Below are 15,706 nucleotides of genomic sequence, written 5' to 3'. Positions count from 1 at the left end.
TATAATTCAAGAATGCTAACCTTTACACATCAAACTATGACACAAATCACAAAAGTATTACAAAATTACATCAATACAATGCAGGGAAAAGAGATAATTTCATTTCAAATACTTAATCCTGACATTGCGACTTCGTTGTATAACGGCACACGCATTACATGTAACGGACAAGAGTATATTTACCGTGGCTATAAAAGCTGGATTGATTTGGCACATTTGCTTAAATGCAGAATGCTGACACCGAAAATTGCTGATGAACACACCGTAATTATGCGTTATGAAAAACTTGATGAAGACAGCACCTTTCATAAAAACATCACAGACAAAGAAGAAAAATACGGAGAAAATTCCATTTTCGGAAAAATTCACAAAAATGAAGAGGCTTCTTTTATTTACAGTTACACACAGGCATTAAAAAATGTACACCTGAACAAAAGAAAACGTATTTTGAATCTCGGGGTCAACAGTGGAGACGAGTTTGAAGTTATCGCCTCTTTGGCAGACAACTTTGCAGAGCTTGACCTTGTCGGCATCGACTACTGCGAGTCTGCCGTAGACGCGGCAAAAAAGAAGTTTAAAAACTTTGCCAACATCTCTTTACATGTAGCCGATATCAACAGTCTCAATGCACTTGATTTGGGAAAATTTGACCTCATCATCAGTATAGGCACACTGCAAAGCTCAAATTTGGAGTTTAACAAAACACTCATGTCCATAGTCCAAAACCATCTCAAAAAAGAGGGAGCTATGATACTCGGTTTTCCAAACTGCCGCTGGATAGACGGGGAAATGATTTATGGGGCCAGAGTCAAAAACTATGCTTTTTCAGAAATGGGACTGCTTTACAAGGATGTCATCTTTGCAAAAAAATACCTGCAGCAAAAAAAGTTTCGCGTCACTGTTACGGGCAAAGACTATATATTTGTAACGGCTACATCCATTCGTAAAGATTAAGAAGCAAATCCTGATGCAAAGGTATCTTTTGCAACCACTATCTGTTTTTGCCGCTCTTTGCGTTTTGTATCTTTTTCTACAAAAATTTTCTTGCGTGTTTTAGGGTCCAGTTCAGTATAATACATTACAGCAGAATAGGTACCTGGAGTCGGAGTAAAGACCTGTGCCTGTTCAGGATTCATTTGCAACTCTTCTGTGGTAAAACGCTTCAACTCGTGCATGTCTTTCTCCTCACATCCCGGATGGGCTGCAATGAGATAATAGGTCAAAAACTGTTTCTTTCCAGACTCTTTGTTGAGTTTGTCGTAGAGTTTTTTAAAATCTATAAGCGTCTGTTTTCCCGGTTTTCCCATGAGTTCAAGTACATGCTGCTGCGTATGTTCCGGAGCTACTTTCATCTGTCCTGATATATGATGTTCTACCATCTCTTTGAGGTAACTGTATCCGTGCTGTTTATCCTCTGTAATCAAATCATATCGGACACCCGAAGCCACAAACGCTTTTCTCACACCCTCCACCTGACGAACCTGGCGTAAAAGATTTATGTTGCGGGAGTGGTCAACCTTCATCGACTTGCATAAATGGCTTGCATCAACACAACGCTGATGGTCACAGGTACCGAGTTTGAGCTTTTTATTGCACTCATATCCGTACATATTTGCCGTAGGTCCGCCGACATCGGAAATAATGCCTTTATAATCTTTGTATTTGTTAAAATCTTTTGCTTCAGACAAAATATTTTTCTCAGACCGTGTTCTTATCGTCCGCCCCTGATGCACACCGATAGCACAAAAGTTGCACTCTCCCCAACAGCCGTGATGCGTCATGATGGAAAACTTAATCGTCTCCAGACATTTCACTTTCCCTTCTTTGGCATAGTAAGGGTGCAGCTCTCTTGTAAAAGGCAGGTTGGAGTTTGCATCCATCTCCTCTTCATTCAGGTAGTCACAGGGAGGGTTTTGAATGAGGTACCGGCTGTCTACCGGCTGACAGAGTCCTTTTGCCGCTATAGGGTCATTATTGTCATAAAAGAGATCAAAAAGGTCTATATATTTCTCTTTGTCATCCAAACACTCTTGGTGCGAAGGAAGCTGAATAAACTCATAAACCGGCTCTTTGGATATATAACAGATACCCCGTATATCTCTGTAATCCCTCTTTTCATCTATGGCACGGGTTAACTGCTCAAGGGCTATTTCCCCCATACCGTAAATCATCACATCCGCCTTAGAATCAAACAAAACAGGCTTTTTGAGTTTGTTGGACCAGTAATCATAATGACTTACACGTCGCAAAGAGGCTTCAATACCTCCCAAAACTATAGGCACAGTATTCTTAAAATAACGCCGTATCAGATTTGTATAAACCAAAACTGCTCTGTCTGGTCTTTTGTTGTTTTTTCCGCCCGGAGTATAATCATCGGAATTTCGAAACTTTTTGGTGGCTGTATAGTTTGAAACCATACTGTCGACGCTGCCACCACTGACACCCCAGTACAAACGAGGCTCACCCAAACGCATAATATCATCAGGTCTGTCAATGTCCGGCTGTCCTATCATTCCGACTCTGTATCCCATTCTCTCAAGCATACGCCCGACCATAGCAACACCGATAAAAGGAGAGTCTATATAGGCATCCCCGCTGACTAAAATAACATCACAATAATCCCAGCCTTTCGCATCCATTTCGGCCCGTGTTGTCGGCAGAAAATCTTTTTCGCTGAAAGTGACGGTATCTCTTTTTGGATTGTTGTGTTTGTTTTTATGTCGTCTGCTCAAAATATATAGCCCTTTAAAATCTGAAGTATTATACTAATAATACACTATTTACACAAAAGAAAAGATTATTGAATGTTAACATTGAGCTAATGTGCTTTAGTATATACTTTGCCTATGACAAAAATATTATTATTAGAAGATGATGAAGTATTATCTGAAACCTTAATTGAACTGTTGGAAAATGAAGCATTTGAAGTGTTACATGTAAAGGACGGGGAAGCAGCTCTTGATGCTACATTTGAAAACAGGTTCACACTGATGCTTTTGGATGTCAATGTCCCCTTGCTTAACGGTTTTGAGTTTTTAAAAAGTTTACGCCAAAGCGGAGATATGACACCGGCTGTTTTCCTTACTTCTTTAAGTGATGTCGCCTCTTTGGCAAACGGCTTTGATGTCGGTGCGGATGACTACATCAAAAAGCCCTTTGATTTTGATGAACTCCTCATACGCATACATGCTCTTTTGAAAAAAGCCTATCATACCTATCAGAATGAATTACGGGTCAATGACTTTCGCTTTGTAATCGACAAAGACGAACTTTACAATCAATCAAAATTCATACCGCTTTCTCCTTATGAACTGCAGATTACAAAGCTGTTTTTTCAAAACCTCAACAAAACAGTCCAAAAAGAGCTTATACTCGAAGCACTCAACGGGAACAAAGAGATGAGCGAGGGAGCCTTGCGTGTACACATTAACAAACTTCGCAAAATCGGTCTCCCAATTACAACGATAAAAGGGATAGGATACCGTCTTGCATCATCATGAAAAACTGGCATTTTTAAAATTTTTTCTTATTTACTTTATCAGCACTGCCCTGCTTATTTTAATTGCCGGATATTTTTATTTTCAACAGACAAAAAACCACTTTTTAAAAGAAGAGGAATTTTCACTTATTGAGTACGCCAGACATATTAAAATGGGTACTTCAATAGATGAATACAACAAAGATTTTCATCATGCTTTTGTCAAAGTACCCAAACATGTTGATATTAGAAATTTCACTATAGGAGAAAAAGAATTTTCCAAACTGCTGCCTATGAACAGGCGTGGAAAATATCTACAAGTATTTAAGTCAAAACACAGCTTTGATCAAAGATTATCCAACTTCAAAAAAAAAGTTCTGTCCATACAGTTTTTATTGCTTCTTATTTTTGCATATATTAGCTACAAGCTTGCAAAAAATGCTTTAAAGCCTTTACGCGAAAGTATCATAACTCTTGATAAATTTGCAAAAGATTTAATTCATGACTTAAATACGCCTGTCACCTCTATGCAACTCAATATGAAACTCATCGAAAAAATTCCGCAATTACAAAATACAAAAGCACTAATAAGGTTAAAAAAGAGTATCAACAATATTTCAGAACTCCATGAAAACCTAACAATACTGCTTCAGGAAGAAACTTTTCAGATACAAAATCAAAATATATGCCCTATTATTCAAGAAGTTGTTGAAATCCAAAAAGCCCTTTATCCCCATATCGCTTTTCACATTCAGTGCAACATACTCAAAGCAAAAATAAATAAACAGGCTATGAAACAAATTCTGCAAAACATTATTTCAAATGCCTGTAAATACAACAGTTCCAATGGATATATAAAGATTTATAACAATAAGAATGCTTTATATATAGAAGATAGCGGCAAAGGAATCAAAGAACCGGAAAAAATATTTGAACGCTCCTACAGTGATGAAAACAGCAGTGGTCTCGGGCTTGATATCGTAAAAAGACTGGCATATGCTATGGATATAAAAATAGTTGTGCAAAAAAACGAGCCTGCAGGTACACGCTTTGTTTTAACTCTGCCTTAAGAACTTGTATATCCTAAAACATACTCCAGTTCATATATGTTATTGACAATATACTCAAAATCACTGTAATTTTCCTCATCTGAGACTATCAGCAGTTCATCACCGATTTGCAGATTCATTCTTGCATCAGGCATCAAGTATATGTTATCCCCTCTTTTGAGCAGCAAAAAAACTACATGTAACATCTCATTTCTGTCAGCACGGGATCTTCTTAAATCTGCAAGGCTTATATTTTCACCTTTTTCAAGCCTTAATGTCAGTGCATACGCATTTGCATCATTCAGTACAGTTTCAAAGTACATTGGATTCATCCCTGTGATATTATTAAGCATATAGACAATGATTCTTGCCCATTCATCATCTTTTTTGCGTGCTTCTTGTATAAACAGGTCAGCCAGAGGTCTTGCTATATAGCTGTATGTTGCATCAGCCAGTATCTTCTCTACAATATATATTTTATTGATTTTAGATGCCTGAAATATATTTAAATCGTCTAAGGAATTTTCACGGGCCATTGTAAATATTTTCGGATTCAACTGTTTCGCCTTGTTTAAAATAGTAAGGTTCAGCAAATCATTTTGTGTTGCGGCTATGATGCAGGCACTCTCTTTGACACCGAGTTCAATCAGTCTGTGTATATCTTCATCATCCCCGAAAATGGTTGTATTTTTCTCTTCTATGTAGCGCTGTGAATCAAAATCTTCAATCACATACTCTATACCGGCCTTTTGCAATCCTTCTTGAATCGCTTTGCCCATTCTTCCTTTACCGTATATAATGTATTTTCCAAGAGGGAACTGGTCTCTTTTTTTCAGTTTGAGTATGTGTCCGTACATCCACATCTCCAAAAGCCAGATATAGGGTGCTGTTATACCATAGTAGATGCGTTTTGATATAATATCAAAAGGATTTTTCACATGTTTCAAATTCATACTTCGAAAGTGTTCAAGCTGAGCCTTTGAAGTTGCCTTGACAATAATATCAATTTTTTTATTGAGCAGTTTGCTGATGGTGGCTATTTTTGAATTTACCATATCATCTTCAAAAAGAGAGATTATACCTGCACAGTTTTTTTGATGGATTCCTGCAATTTTAAGCATTTTTTGATTTGTTGCATCGCCTACAAATCCAGGAACATTTGGATAAAAATTTTCCAATATCAACTCGTCTATCTTCTCTTCGTCTTTATCTAAAACAACGAGCCTGTAGTCATGTCCGTTGAGTCTGTCAATAATACTTTTTGTTATCCCGTTATATCCGAGAATAATATAAAAGGGTTTGTTTATATTTCTTACATGATTTCTGAACGAGTTCCTGTTTAATGCTTTTTTCAGTGCCTCATCCTGTATCAGAGAAACTATCGCTCCTATCCCGTAAAACCATCCTATCACTGTAAAATAGATAGAAAAACTCACCCACATTCGCTGTTCGTAGTTGAAAGTATACGGAGCCTCTCCAAAACCGATAGTACTTGCCATATAGGTTACAAAATAAAAGGCATCAAAAAAAGTCATCTGATAAGGGTCGCCGTTGTTGTCTGTCCCCTGAATCAGTACTAACCCGAGTATGGATATGGCAAAAGTAATGATAATGACCAAAAAAGGTGTCCTTAACCTTTTAAGAACAATCCATACAATCTGTTCATTCATATCTTGCTATCTTTTTGACTTGAGTGTATCGCCGACAAAGAGTATAACCGAGACTATATTTGCCAGGAGTGCTCCGCCTGAGAGTGAGACAATCGCTGTTGCGGCCTCTATATTCACATCACCAATTACATATATTGCAAAAGCCCAGACAGTCGCAGATGCGATAAGCTGAATATCTGCTACAATACTTGTTGCCAGTAAAACCGCCCCCAGCTGTGTTCTGTCCCCCAGTTTGAGTACTGTGGCTATCAGGTTGACAATAATCGCGGCAAAAAGCTCGTAAGAACTGTGCTGTTCAAGTACTGTAGGCTCTCCGTAAAAAAAACCGAAATTGACCGTCATGGCCAAGATAAAAAATGACCCGGATATAATTTTATGCATATTCATTGCTTTATTCTCCAAAATAAAAAAGACACCTAAGCGTGCTTCTAAAATTCTACTCTTATTAAAATTAATTGTATATTTAATCACTCTACATTTTACATTAAAGAAATACTCTGTATAATAAAATAACAAATAAAGATAAAAGATGAACTATGACAGATATTACCTACCCTTATGAAAATATGCAGGACTACACACTGCCAAGTTTGCTAAAACGGTCAGTTGAGCTGTACGGACAGAAAAAAGTATTGTCTAAAGTTGACCAGGACCCTATGAGCTATGAAGAGTTACATGAAAATGTACATGCCATGATCAAACTTTTAAAGAAAAACGGTATCAGAAAAGGCGATAAAGTTGCCCTGCTGAGTGAAAATATGCCTAACTGGGCTGTTGCATATTTTTCTGTTACCTATTTTGGCGGTGTCATTGTTCCCATACTTCCTGATTTTCATCCCTCTGATGTCCAGCACATTATCAGACACTCTGAGGCAAAAGCTGTTTTTGTATCACAAAAGCATCTTCAAACCATAGAAGAGCTGGATAATTCCAATATGAAGTTTGTTATAAAACTTGATGATTTAACACTCATAGATGAGTTAACAAATCACAGTTACATCGCAAAACTGACACAGAAAATGGCTTCCAAAGAACTTCCAAGACCAAAAGAAGATGATATGGCGGCACTTTTGTATACGTCAGGCACGACAGGGCACTCAAAAGGGGTGATGCTCTCACACAAAAACCTTGTTACCAATGCAATGAGTGCCTATAAAAACGTAACTATTTTACCCGAAGATACTTTTCTTTCCATTTTACCTTTGGCACATACTCTCGAGTGTACTGTCGGTATGATACTGCCGATTTTACATGGTGCAGACATTGTATATCTCGACAAAGCACCTACACCCAATGTTCTTATCAAGGCATTCGCCAGCGTCAGACCGACTATGATGCTCAGTGTGCCTCTAATCATAGAAAAAATATACAAAAATAAAATATTGCCAAAATTTACCGGTTCGTTTATTATAAAAACACTCTACTCCATTCCTTTTATACGCAAACTGCTCAATAAAGTTGCCGGAAAAAAATTAATCGAAACATTCGGAGGCCGGATCAAATTTTTCGGTATAGGCGGTGCAGCACTCTCTCCCTTTGTAGAAAAATTTTTGGCAGAAGCCAACTTTCCATACATTGTAGGCTATGGACTCACCGAAACATCTCCGCTTATAGCGGGAGGGAGAATCGGCTACCCGATCAAGATAGGCTCTACCGGCTTGCCGATGGTCGGAGTCGAAGTGCAGATAAAAGATCCCAACCCGCAAAACGGTGAAGGAGAGATTATAACCAGATCACCCAGTGTAATGATAGGCTATTACAAAGATGAAGAGCAGACAAAAGAGGTTATCAAAGATGGCTGGTTTTATACCGGAGACTTGGGTTACATAGATGAAGACGGGTATCTCTTTATCAGCGGAAGAAGTAAAAATGTCATTATCGGTCCCGGTGGAGAAAACATATATCCGGAACAGATAGAGGCTATCATCAATCAACATGAGACGGTTCTTGATTCCCTTGTGATGGAAAAAGACGGAAAACTCGTTGCAAGAGTACACCTGGACTATGAACTTATTGATAAAATGTTTAATGCTCATAATATGCCGGAAAATGAAGTCAGAGAAAAAATTGCAGATTACCTGGAAAATATGAGAATAGAGGTCAATGCACAGTTGGCCTCATTTTCAAAAATTCAGAAATTTATAGAACAGATTGAGCCTTTTGTAAAAACACCGACAAAAAAGATAAAAAGATATCTTTATACAGAATAGACAATAACGCAAAAGGAAAATATCATAGAAAATTTTAAAAAGGTTCTGCACAAAGATGAATCGGTTTTGGTACGGGCAGAAATATCAAAAACGTTTTATTTGCCTATGATAAAACTCTATGCCCTGGGATCTCTTCTGCTGTTTATAGGATATGAGTACGAAATAGGTGTGATTGGTATTGTTTTAATGATTCGCACTTTTTTTGTCCATCTGGATGAAATAAAAGAAAAAAAATCCTACAACTGTCTGCTCACACAAAAAAGGCTTATTATTCTCAAGGGCCGGGTACAAAAAGAGATTTTTCCGATTAACCTTGAAGAGATCAGAACTATCTATATCAAGCCTTTCAGTAAAAGATTTGGCAAAATAATTGATGTTGGAACACTGGAAGTAATCACGACATCCGGCGGCAGGTATGTTATAAGCAATATAAAACAGCCCTACCTCTATCACCGCGCCATCATCGGTGATATTGTCAGTGCAACGCACTATTCAAACAAGTCTAAAAAGAGTTAAAACTGAGGCTGCACAAAAGGCACTACCTGCTTTTTACGGCTCAGTACGCCATCGAGCCATGCTTTATGGTCTTGGAGTTTAATGTCAAATGCTTTTTCTATTTTTGATTCGTCATCACTGACAACCAAAAGTTTTGAACCCTCTTTCATGATGTCTGTCAAAAGAATCAAAACAGTATGCAGTCCGCCCTCTTCTTTCATCTTTTTCATATCTTCAAGCAGTTCCTCTTCACGAGGTTCCAAGACTGAAATATCGACCATTTCAAGCTGCCCGATACCGACTTTTGTGCCGTTCATATTAAACTCTTTATAATCCCGTGTATTTAAATCACGGGCACTTGCACCGTCAACAGCAGATTTTACTATAAACATCTCCATCGCCAGTTTTTTATAGTCTGTTACTCCGGCAATTTCTGCTAGTTCTTTGACCGCTTTGGTATCGACTTTGGTACATGTAGGAGATTTAAATATAACCGTATCACTTAAAATTGCCATCATCATTAAACCTGCAATCTCTTTTGGTACTTCCACACCGTAACATCTGTACATTTCATAAATTACCGTGTTAGAACACCCAATCGGTCGAATCCATGCTTCAAGAGGCGTATCCGTAGTCAAATCACCCAGTTTATGGTGGTCGGCAATACCTATTATAGTTGCTTCGTCAATATCGTCCTGAAAATGTGCTTTGTCGGTAGAATCAACTATAAAAACTCTCTCACCTGCCACTGATGTTTTGAGCATTGGCAGAGTACCGCCGAATTTATCTAAAATAAACTCGGTCTCAGCAGTTATTTCACCCTGACGGGCAGGAATATACTCTTCCTTTTCAACTTGGTTTTTTAAATAAGATAATGAGATAGCACCAACAATAGAGTCACTATCGGGATTTTTGTGTCCAAAAACATATACTGACATTTTAAGCCTTTATTTTTTTCGAATTATACTGTAAATTTACAAAAATAATAATCTTAAAAATACTTTTATTAAGATTATCAATCAAAATTTAATAAGATATTATATGATGTTGTTATATAATAGATTACGCAAAACGATATCAAGGTTAATGAATGAATATTCTTTTAGTTGAAGACGATATGGAACTAGCAGCAATACTTACAAAAGGTTTACAAGAGGAAGGGATTTGCGTTGATAGTGTAGTATTAATAGATGAAGCCAGCTCATATATTCAAATGAAAAATTATGATGTTATTGTTCTTGATAAAATACTGCCAGATGGAGATGGAAGCTCTTTTTGCTATGAACTCCGAAAAAATGAAAATAACACTCCTCTATTGATGCTTAGTGCAAGTAGTACATGTGACGATATTGTTGATGGACTCAATAAGGGAGCAGATGATTATCTCACAAAGCCTTTTCGTTTCATAGAACTTGTAGCTCGAGTCCGTGCACTCTCAAAACGCTCAACTAACATAAAAAGTCATATTCTCAAAGCAAGAGACTTGACGCTCAACATTATGTCAAGAGAGCTAAAAAAAGGAGATAAAACTATAGAATTAAGAAATAATGAATTTAATCTTCTTCTGCTACTAATGAAAAGAAAAAACAGTGTTGTCTCAAAAACCGAGATTATAGATTATATATGGAATATGGAAAACTTTATAGACCCAAATCTTTTGAATGTTACTATTTATAATCTCAGAAAAAAAATAGAAAGTTCTAAAGATACAAAAATCATACACACGGTAAGAGGTATTGGTTATAAAATTGTTGAGTAGACTTTTGAGATATAAAAAAGTTCTTTTTTTACTAACACTGCTTTTAGTTCATATAGTTTTTTTAGAAAATTTGAACTCTTTAGAGCCATATATAAAATACTACATTATATTTAATATTTTTACCATTCTCTACTTTCTCTGGCTAAAAATAAAACTAGTGCATCTCAATAGTTATATAACAGATACTATTGTCAGTATTGAAAAAGAGATTTTACATGATAATATCCAACCGCTTTGTATACCTAAAAACATTCAAGAGATTAAACAGTTTGTAGAAGAGGTAAATAAAATAATTTTTTATTTGAATCAAAAAAACAAAGTTGCACAATCATTTAATGCGAATATGGCACATGAGCTAAAAACACCTCTTGCTGAGCTTAAAGCTAAGCTAGAATACTCTCTTTACTACACAGCACTTCAAGATAATCTTGCAACAGAGTTGCGAGCATTTATACAAAAAATAAATAGTCTTGAAAACATAGTCTCTCAAATGCTCTATGTCTCAAACAACAATATAAAAAAGCTCAACAACTCTATGCAACGGGTTTTACTCAATGATATCCTCTACTCTATATTGGACACAAAAAAAAGTGAGATAGAAGCTAAACACCTAAAAATAGATATAGAGATCAATCAGGCAATCTCAATACACGGTCATGAAAAACTACTTCAACATGCTATTGGAAATATTATTGATAATGCAATAAAATATTCATTACCAAACAAGAGGATAAAAATTATCCTTAGAAAAAAGAAAAACTTTATTTTTCTTGCAATAATTGATTACGGCATAGGAATAGATAAAAAAGAACTCAAGTTAATTTTTCATCCTTACTATAGAGGTGAAAATGCCTTTTCAAACAGTGATGGGTATGGACTTGGACTTAGCTTGGCAACTTGGATCTTGGAACTTCACAGTGCCTCTATAAAAATTCGCAGCAAAAAAGGCAAAGGAACCTTTGTAGGAATCAAGTTTTATACTAGTTAAAACCCTATTGCAATGCCAAGTCCAAAGAAGTCTTCAGACTCTCTATTGAGTCCTAATCCTCCGTTTATATCAAGTTGAATATTCTCTTGTAGTAAATATGTAAAACCTCCATCAACTACTTTTTCCGTAGGTATTATTGATGAAGATGGTATGATGGAATAGAGTTCTATAAAGCTGGCAAACTTCTCTGTATGGCTAAAAGTAATCCCAGTTGCAGGTTGAAAATCATAGATTCGTTTTTCATCCCTGTAAGTACTCGATTGAAATGTTCCAAAAAATGAAACAGTTTCATTTAGTGTATAATCCCACAACAACCCAACGAGTGGTGAAATATTTTCTGTTTTAAAGTTGCTCTGCGTATCTGTCGGCAATGTTACGAGTGTCATAAATGTAAAATTATATTTCTCATTTTTAATGAGGCTATATTTTCCACCTATGGTTATATCAGATGTAGGGCTCTCCTTAAAATCTTTTGTAGTACTCCATCCATCCCATAAAAAATCAAATTCAATATCTTCTGTAACCCCTGTACGAAGTTCAAAAAGAGGAAAATCTTGAGTATTGTTTTTCGATGAAAGTGTGTCAAAAGTGTAATTGTATCCCATCTCAATATTAAACTTTCCAGGTTTCACTGTATATGTTCCTGTACTAAAACCTGGTCTATCAGCAATAATTTCTGCCTGCATATTGACAGATATAAATGCTACCAAAGCAGTACCTAAAAAGATTTTTTTCATACTTCAACTCCTAATATAATGTTCTAGTTGACTTGATACATCCGCATGTCCTAGATAAATGTTTGTTGTATTCTCTTTTTTTAACTTTTGGAGATGTTTATATGCTTGTATCTTCTTCTCGTCATTAAAATATATAAACATATTACGAGAGAAAATAATGTCAAATTTTCCAAGCTTAGTAAGATTTGTTTCAAATATATTGGCAATATGAAATTCTACAAACTTTTTAACATCTTCTTTTACATAAAAACTATTATTTTTCTTTGTAAAGTATTTTTCTATAATATCTTGTTTGACTCTATGAAGTGAACGCTCTTTATAGATCCCCTCTTTTGCTTTTTGTATAACATTTTTGTCAATATCAACTCCGACAACTGTAAAATTACTTATATTCATCTCTAATGCAGTAATAACAATGCTATAAACTTCCTCTCCTGTTGAAGATGGGAGAGATAAAATATGTAATTTTTTATGAGTATTTTTATAATTTTCTAAAGCTTCTTGAATCTGTGTATGCTCACGAAAAAAGTAGGTTTCATTAATCGTAATGAGGGTTATAAACTCTTCAAAATTAAATGTATTCTCTTGAATATGCTCAAGAAGCTTAGAAAAAGAGGCTATATTATTATTTTTACAATAATCAACTATTTTTTGTTCAATAAGAGGTTTGTTTTCATCTAAAATTATTCCTGATTGCTTCTCAATGTATATATAAAGTTCTTTTTTAGCACTTCTATTTACTTCGACACTATTAGTCTCGTGAGAATACTCAAGAGAGTTTAAAGCTTTTTTTCTAAAAAAATTAAACATTTTGAAGATATTTGGCTATATTGTCAATATGCATGATTTCAATGTTTTGATTTTGCTCATATGCTGCTTTTGGCATTCCATAAACTTTAGCACTCTCACTGCTTTCAGCTATGCACAATGCCCCTTTCTTATAAAGTAAATCCATCCCTTTTGATCCATCATCACCTATACCTGTTAAAATCACAGCTGTAACTCCATACTGAGGCAAACATCCAAGTGCAGACTCAAAAAGAGCATCAATGCTTGGTGTATAGAGTGTCTCTTTATCTAAAGAGTCTAAATAGATAGAATCTGATTGGATTGAGAACTTTGAACTTGTTTTACATATATAGATAGAGGATGGTTCAATCTTTGTTTTATCTTCTACAAGGTGTAGAGGTAGCTTGGAAATACTTGAGAGTTCTGTAGTAAAACTCTCCATTACATTACTATTCATATGCTGGGCTATGACAAATGATGCTTTAGTATTTTTATCTAGTTTTTGGACTATTTTTTTATATGCCCTGGTCCACCTGTTGATGCGCCAATAAGTACTAGCTTGTGCATTTTCTAACTTTTAAAACTGCTAAGTTGGGCATTTAATTTTTCAATGATATCATTTTGATGTTCAGCTGCTGCAGCAATCTCTTCAACACTTCTTGCATTAGTGATAGATACATCATTGAGCTTCGCCATATTTTTGGAGATGTCAACAACTCTGTTTTTGAGTTTATCTACAGCTAAAGAGCTCTCCTGTGCCATTGATTTTGATTTTTCTATAGCATCCATAACACTGTCTATGCTCTCTTCTACATCACCTGCCTGTTCAGCTGCTTGAGCTATCTCTTTTGCGTTTTCTTGCATATTATCGCTTGATTCATCAACTGACTGCACAACAACATTGATGGTGGCATTTATCTCTGTAAGACTTTTTTGGGTTCTCTCTGCAAGCTTTCTTACTTCATCAGCAACAACAGCAAAACCTCGTCCATGCTCTCCTGCTCGTGCTGCTTCAATGGCTGCATTGAGTGAGAGCAAATTTGTCTGTTCAGCTATATCGCCTATGAGTTCAAGTATGCTTTTTACATCATTGGTACTCTCTTTAAGCTCTTGCATCTTGAGTGCAAGTTCTTCCTCTTTTACACTGGAGTCTTTTACGGTACTAATAAGGGCATTTATTTTTTCTGTAGTTTGGCTTAATGCTTCAAAAGAGTTTTGTGAGATCTTTTGCATCTCTTGAACTGTATCATCAACAAACTCTGCTTCTTGTGTTGTTTGATCTGTATCGTTGTTGATAGATTTTACAAGAGTAGCTTCATCTTCTACCCGTTTGCCAATCTCTAAAGATGTAGCAGAGAGTTCGTTTGATATTGATGAGGCTTCATTACTGACTGTTTTAGCTTCACTTATGGCATTTTGAACCTTCTCAATAAATTGATTAATATATTTGGCAACATTAGCCAATTCATTTTTACCTTCAATATGGATTCTCTTTGTTAAATCACCATCTCCAGAAGCTAAATTTTTTGCAGCATTCGCTATCTGCATAAGGTTTCTACTAATAGTAGTAGATACAAAAAGCATAAAGACAATAACACCTAAACCTATAGCTATAAAAAGAGTAATCAACTGCATTTGAAGACTTTGAGCAAGTTTCTCTTTCTCTTGTTTTTGATCTTTTCTTAATGTAACAAGAGCTTCTTGAGCCTCTTGTGCTTCTTTTTTCATCTGCTTATTTACCTGAAGTGACTTCTCTCGCAGCTCACTAAAAGTATAAAAAGCTTTTTTATATTCACTCAAAGCTTTCAAAATATCATCTATCATTCTTTTGTTTTTTGGAGAGCCTAAAATATCTTTTACATGTAAAGAGAGCTTTTCAATATTTCTAATATACGCCTCTACCTGGTCTTGATACTTTATATCTTTACGGCGAAGGTAATTTTTCTCTGCTATTCGCATAAGCAAAAGCTCTTTTACTATTTTGTTCGCTAAAGATGCCTCTTCTATCTCATCTGCTATAACTCGTACATCTTTTGAGGTGCGTATGACTTTATCTCGCTGTCTTTTTTGAATATCTCTTACTTTTGAAGCGATAATTTCGACATCTTTTGCCTCTTTTACCATCTTTGCCTCTTCTTCTAAAGAAGCATCTCGAAGTTTTTGAAACTTTTTAAACAGATGAAGGTACTGCTCTATGTTTGTTATAACATCTTGAACAAGCTGTTTGTTTTGTGGATCTTTAAAACTCTTCTTTAAAGCTTTTGCTTCTTGTAAACTCTCTTGCACAAGTTTTTGAAGCTCATTTGCATAGTTTGCATCTTTTCGTCGTATATAGTTTTTTTCGTTTATTCTTGCTTCAAGCATCTCTTTGACGATTTTGTTGGAGATAGAAGCTTTTTGACTTTTATCTTCAAGTTTGTCCAAGTTAGAATCAATAGCAAAATAAAGATAGATAAATGCAAGGGAGATAACGACAGGAACAATGAGGAGTTGTTGTTTAATAGTAATGTTTTTCAACATATAAGCACCTT

At 35.7% G+C, this 15,706-nt stretch carries 15 protein-coding genes; 7 read left to right on the top strand and 8 right to left on the bottom strand.

What is annotated here, in order from left to right:
• The first annotated feature begins 12 nt into the window (after nucleotides 1-12).
• Nucleotides 13-954, top strand: coding sequence for a class I SAM-dependent methyltransferase (locus ETP70_RS05380; protein ID WP_151900217.1), 942 nt, complete (start codon nucleotides 13-15; stop codon nucleotides 952-954).
• On the opposite strand, the gene ETP70_RS05375 is transcribed toward ETP70_RS05380, so the two are convergent.
• The gene (locus ETP70_RS05375) at nucleotides 951-2,639 is read right to left on the bottom strand and encodes a YgiQ family radical SAM protein (RefSeq protein ID WP_151901510.1); all 1,689 of its coding nucleotides are present in this window, start codon (nucleotides 2,637-2,639) and stop codon (nucleotides 951-953) included. The genes ETP70_RS05380 and ETP70_RS05375 overlap by 4 nt on opposite strands.
• Nucleotides 2,640-2,846: 207 nt before the next feature.
• Here ETP70_RS05375 and ETP70_RS05370 point away from each other — a divergent pair, with 207 nt between their 5' ends.
• Both ETP70_RS05370 and ETP70_RS05365 read left to right on the top strand, forming a co-directional pair.
• On the top strand, nucleotides 2,847-3,500 hold the full coding sequence (locus ETP70_RS05370; RefSeq protein ID WP_151900216.1) for a response regulator transcription factor: 654 nt from the start codon (nucleotides 2,847-2,849) through the stop codon (nucleotides 3,498-3,500).
• Nucleotides 3,487-4,548 carry a sensor histidine kinase gene (locus ETP70_RS05365; protein ID WP_151900215.1) on the top strand — a complete coding sequence of 354 codons (1,062 nt, stop codon included), beginning with the start codon at nucleotides 3,487-3,489 and terminating at the stop codon, nucleotides 4,546-4,548. Before ETP70_RS05370 ends, ETP70_RS05365 begins: the two co-directional genes overlap by 14 nt.
• Here the strand turns inward: ETP70_RS05365 and ETP70_RS05360 are convergent.
• Both ETP70_RS05360 and ETP70_RS05355 read right to left on the bottom strand, forming a co-directional pair.
• On the bottom strand, nucleotides 4,545-6,197 hold the full coding sequence (locus ETP70_RS05360) for an NAD-binding protein (protein WP_151900214.1): 1,653 nt from the start codon (nucleotides 6,195-6,197) through the stop codon (nucleotides 4,545-4,547). The genes ETP70_RS05365 and ETP70_RS05360 overlap by 4 nt on opposite strands.
• A gap of 6 nt (nucleotides 6,198-6,203) precedes the next feature.
• Nucleotides 6,204-6,584 (bottom strand): DUF6394 family protein, encoded by a 381-nt coding sequence (locus tag ETP70_RS05355; protein ID WP_151900213.1) that lies wholly within the window; start codon nucleotides 6,582-6,584, stop codon nucleotides 6,204-6,206.
• 149 nt (nucleotides 6,585-6,733) lie between these two features.
• Here ETP70_RS05355 and ETP70_RS05350 point away from each other — a divergent pair, with 149 nt between their 5' ends.
• Nucleotides 6,734-8,407, top strand: a complete 1,674-nt coding sequence (locus ETP70_RS05350; protein ID WP_230973318.1) for an AMP-binding protein — start codon at nucleotides 6,734-6,736, stop codon at nucleotides 8,405-8,407.
• A gap of 105 nt (nucleotides 8,408-8,512) precedes the next feature.
• Complete coding sequence (locus tag ETP70_RS05345) at nucleotides 8,513-8,923, top strand: hypothetical protein (protein ID WP_230973317.1); 411 nt, start codon at nucleotides 8,513-8,515, stop codon at nucleotides 8,921-8,923.
• On the opposite strand, the gene ETP70_RS05340 is transcribed toward ETP70_RS05345, so the two are convergent.
• Nucleotides 8,920-9,840: a manganese-dependent inorganic pyrophosphatase gene (locus ETP70_RS05340; protein WP_151900211.1), complete on the bottom strand. Its 921-nt coding sequence runs from the start codon at nucleotides 9,838-9,840 to the stop codon at nucleotides 8,920-8,922. The two genes, ETP70_RS05345 and ETP70_RS05340, sit on opposite strands and share 4 nt — an antisense overlap.
• 152 nt (nucleotides 9,841-9,992) lie before the next feature.
• Here ETP70_RS05340 and ETP70_RS05335 point away from each other — a divergent pair, with 152 nt between their 5' ends.
• Nucleotides 9,993-10,661 (top strand): response regulator transcription factor, encoded by a 669-nt coding sequence (locus ETP70_RS05335; RefSeq protein WP_151900210.1) that lies wholly within the window; start codon nucleotides 9,993-9,995, stop codon nucleotides 10,659-10,661.
• 4 nt (nucleotides 10,662-10,665) lie between these two features.
• Nucleotides 10,666-11,649 (top strand): sensor histidine kinase, encoded by a 984-nt coding sequence (locus tag ETP70_RS05330; RefSeq protein WP_151900209.1) that lies wholly within the window; start codon nucleotides 10,666-10,668, stop codon nucleotides 11,647-11,649.
• Here the strand turns inward: ETP70_RS05330 and ETP70_RS05325 are convergent.
• The 4 genes from ETP70_RS05325 to ETP70_RS05310 all read right to left on the bottom strand — a co-directional run bounded on the left by ETP70_RS05325 (nucleotide 11,646) and on the right by ETP70_RS05310 (nucleotide 15,695).
• Complete coding sequence (locus tag ETP70_RS05325) at nucleotides 11,646-12,386, bottom strand: transporter (protein ID WP_151900208.1); 741 nt, start codon at nucleotides 12,384-12,386, stop codon at nucleotides 11,646-11,648. The two genes, ETP70_RS05330 and ETP70_RS05325, sit on opposite strands and share 4 nt — an antisense overlap.
• 3 nt (nucleotides 12,387-12,389) lie before the next feature.
• Nucleotides 12,390-13,196: a CheR family methyltransferase gene (locus ETP70_RS05320; protein ID WP_151900207.1), complete on the bottom strand. Its 807-nt coding sequence runs from the start codon at nucleotides 13,194-13,196 to the stop codon at nucleotides 12,390-12,392.
• Nucleotides 13,189-13,644: a chemotaxis protein CheB gene (locus ETP70_RS05315; protein ID WP_230973331.1), complete on the bottom strand. Its 456-nt coding sequence runs from the start codon at nucleotides 13,642-13,644 to the stop codon at nucleotides 13,189-13,191. Before ETP70_RS05315 ends, ETP70_RS05320 begins: the two co-directional genes overlap by 8 nt.
• 101 nt (nucleotides 13,645-13,745) lie before the next feature.
• Nucleotides 13,746-15,695 (bottom strand): methyl-accepting chemotaxis protein, encoded by a 1,950-nt coding sequence (locus tag ETP70_RS05310; protein WP_151900205.1) that lies wholly within the window; start codon nucleotides 15,693-15,695, stop codon nucleotides 13,746-13,748.
• Nucleotides 15,696-15,706 lie beyond the last annotated feature (11 nt).

Origin of the sequence: Sulfurimonas hydrogeniphila (assembly GCF_009068765.1) — a bacterium.
Lineage (GTDB): Bacteria > Campylobacterota > Campylobacteria > Campylobacterales > Sulfurimonadaceae > Sulfurimonas > Sulfurimonas hydrogeniphila.
Note: the sequence above shows the minus strand (reverse complement) of the source record. Positions and strands in the feature narration are given on the sequence as shown.

What these genes read in the sequence shown, in the direction of transcription:
- ETP70_RS05345 (WP_230973317.1), top strand. Translation starts at nt 8,513, where the DNA reads ATGATAAAACTCTATGCCCTGGGATCTCTTCTGCTGTTTATAGGATAT.
- ETP70_RS05380 (WP_151900217.1), top strand. Translation starts at nt 13, where the DNA reads ATGCTAACCTTTACACATCAAACTATGACACAAATCACAAAAGTATTA.
- ETP70_RS05335 (WP_151900210.1), top strand. Translation starts at nt 9,993, where the DNA reads ATGAATATTCTTTTAGTTGAAGACGATATGGAACTAGCAGCAATACTT.
- ETP70_RS05350 (WP_230973318.1), top strand. Translation starts at nt 6,734, where the DNA reads ATGACAGATATTACCTACCCTTATGAAAATATGCAGGACTACACACTG.
- ETP70_RS05310 (WP_151900205.1), bottom strand. Translation starts at nt 15,695, where the DNA reads ATGTTGAAAAACATTACTATTAAACAACAACTCCTCATTGTTCCTGTC.
- ETP70_RS05340 (WP_151900211.1), bottom strand. Translation starts at nt 9,840, where the DNA reads ATGTCAGTATATGTTTTTGGACACAAAAATCCCGATAGTGACTCTATT.
- ETP70_RS05320 (WP_151900207.1), bottom strand. Translation starts at nt 13,196, where the DNA reads ATGTTTAATTTTTTTAGAAAAAAAGCTTTAAACTCTCTTGAGTATTCT.
- ETP70_RS05360 (WP_151900214.1), bottom strand. Translation starts at nt 6,197, where the DNA reads ATGAATGAACAGATTGTATGGATTGTTCTTAAAAGGTTAAGGACACCT.
- ETP70_RS05355 (WP_151900213.1), bottom strand. Translation starts at nt 6,584, where the DNA reads ATGAATATGCATAAAATTATATCCGGGTCATTTTTTATCTTGGCCATG.
- ETP70_RS05375 (WP_151901510.1), bottom strand. Translation starts at nt 2,639, where the DNA reads ATGGATGCGAAAGGCTGGGATTATTGTGATGTTATTTTAGTCAGCGGG.
- ETP70_RS05325 (WP_151900208.1), bottom strand. Translation starts at nt 12,386, where the DNA reads ATGAAAAAAATCTTTTTAGGTACTGCTTTGGTAGCATTTATATCTGTC.
- ETP70_RS05370 (WP_151900216.1), top strand. Translation starts at nt 2,847, where the DNA reads ATGACAAAAATATTATTATTAGAAGATGATGAAGTATTATCTGAAACC.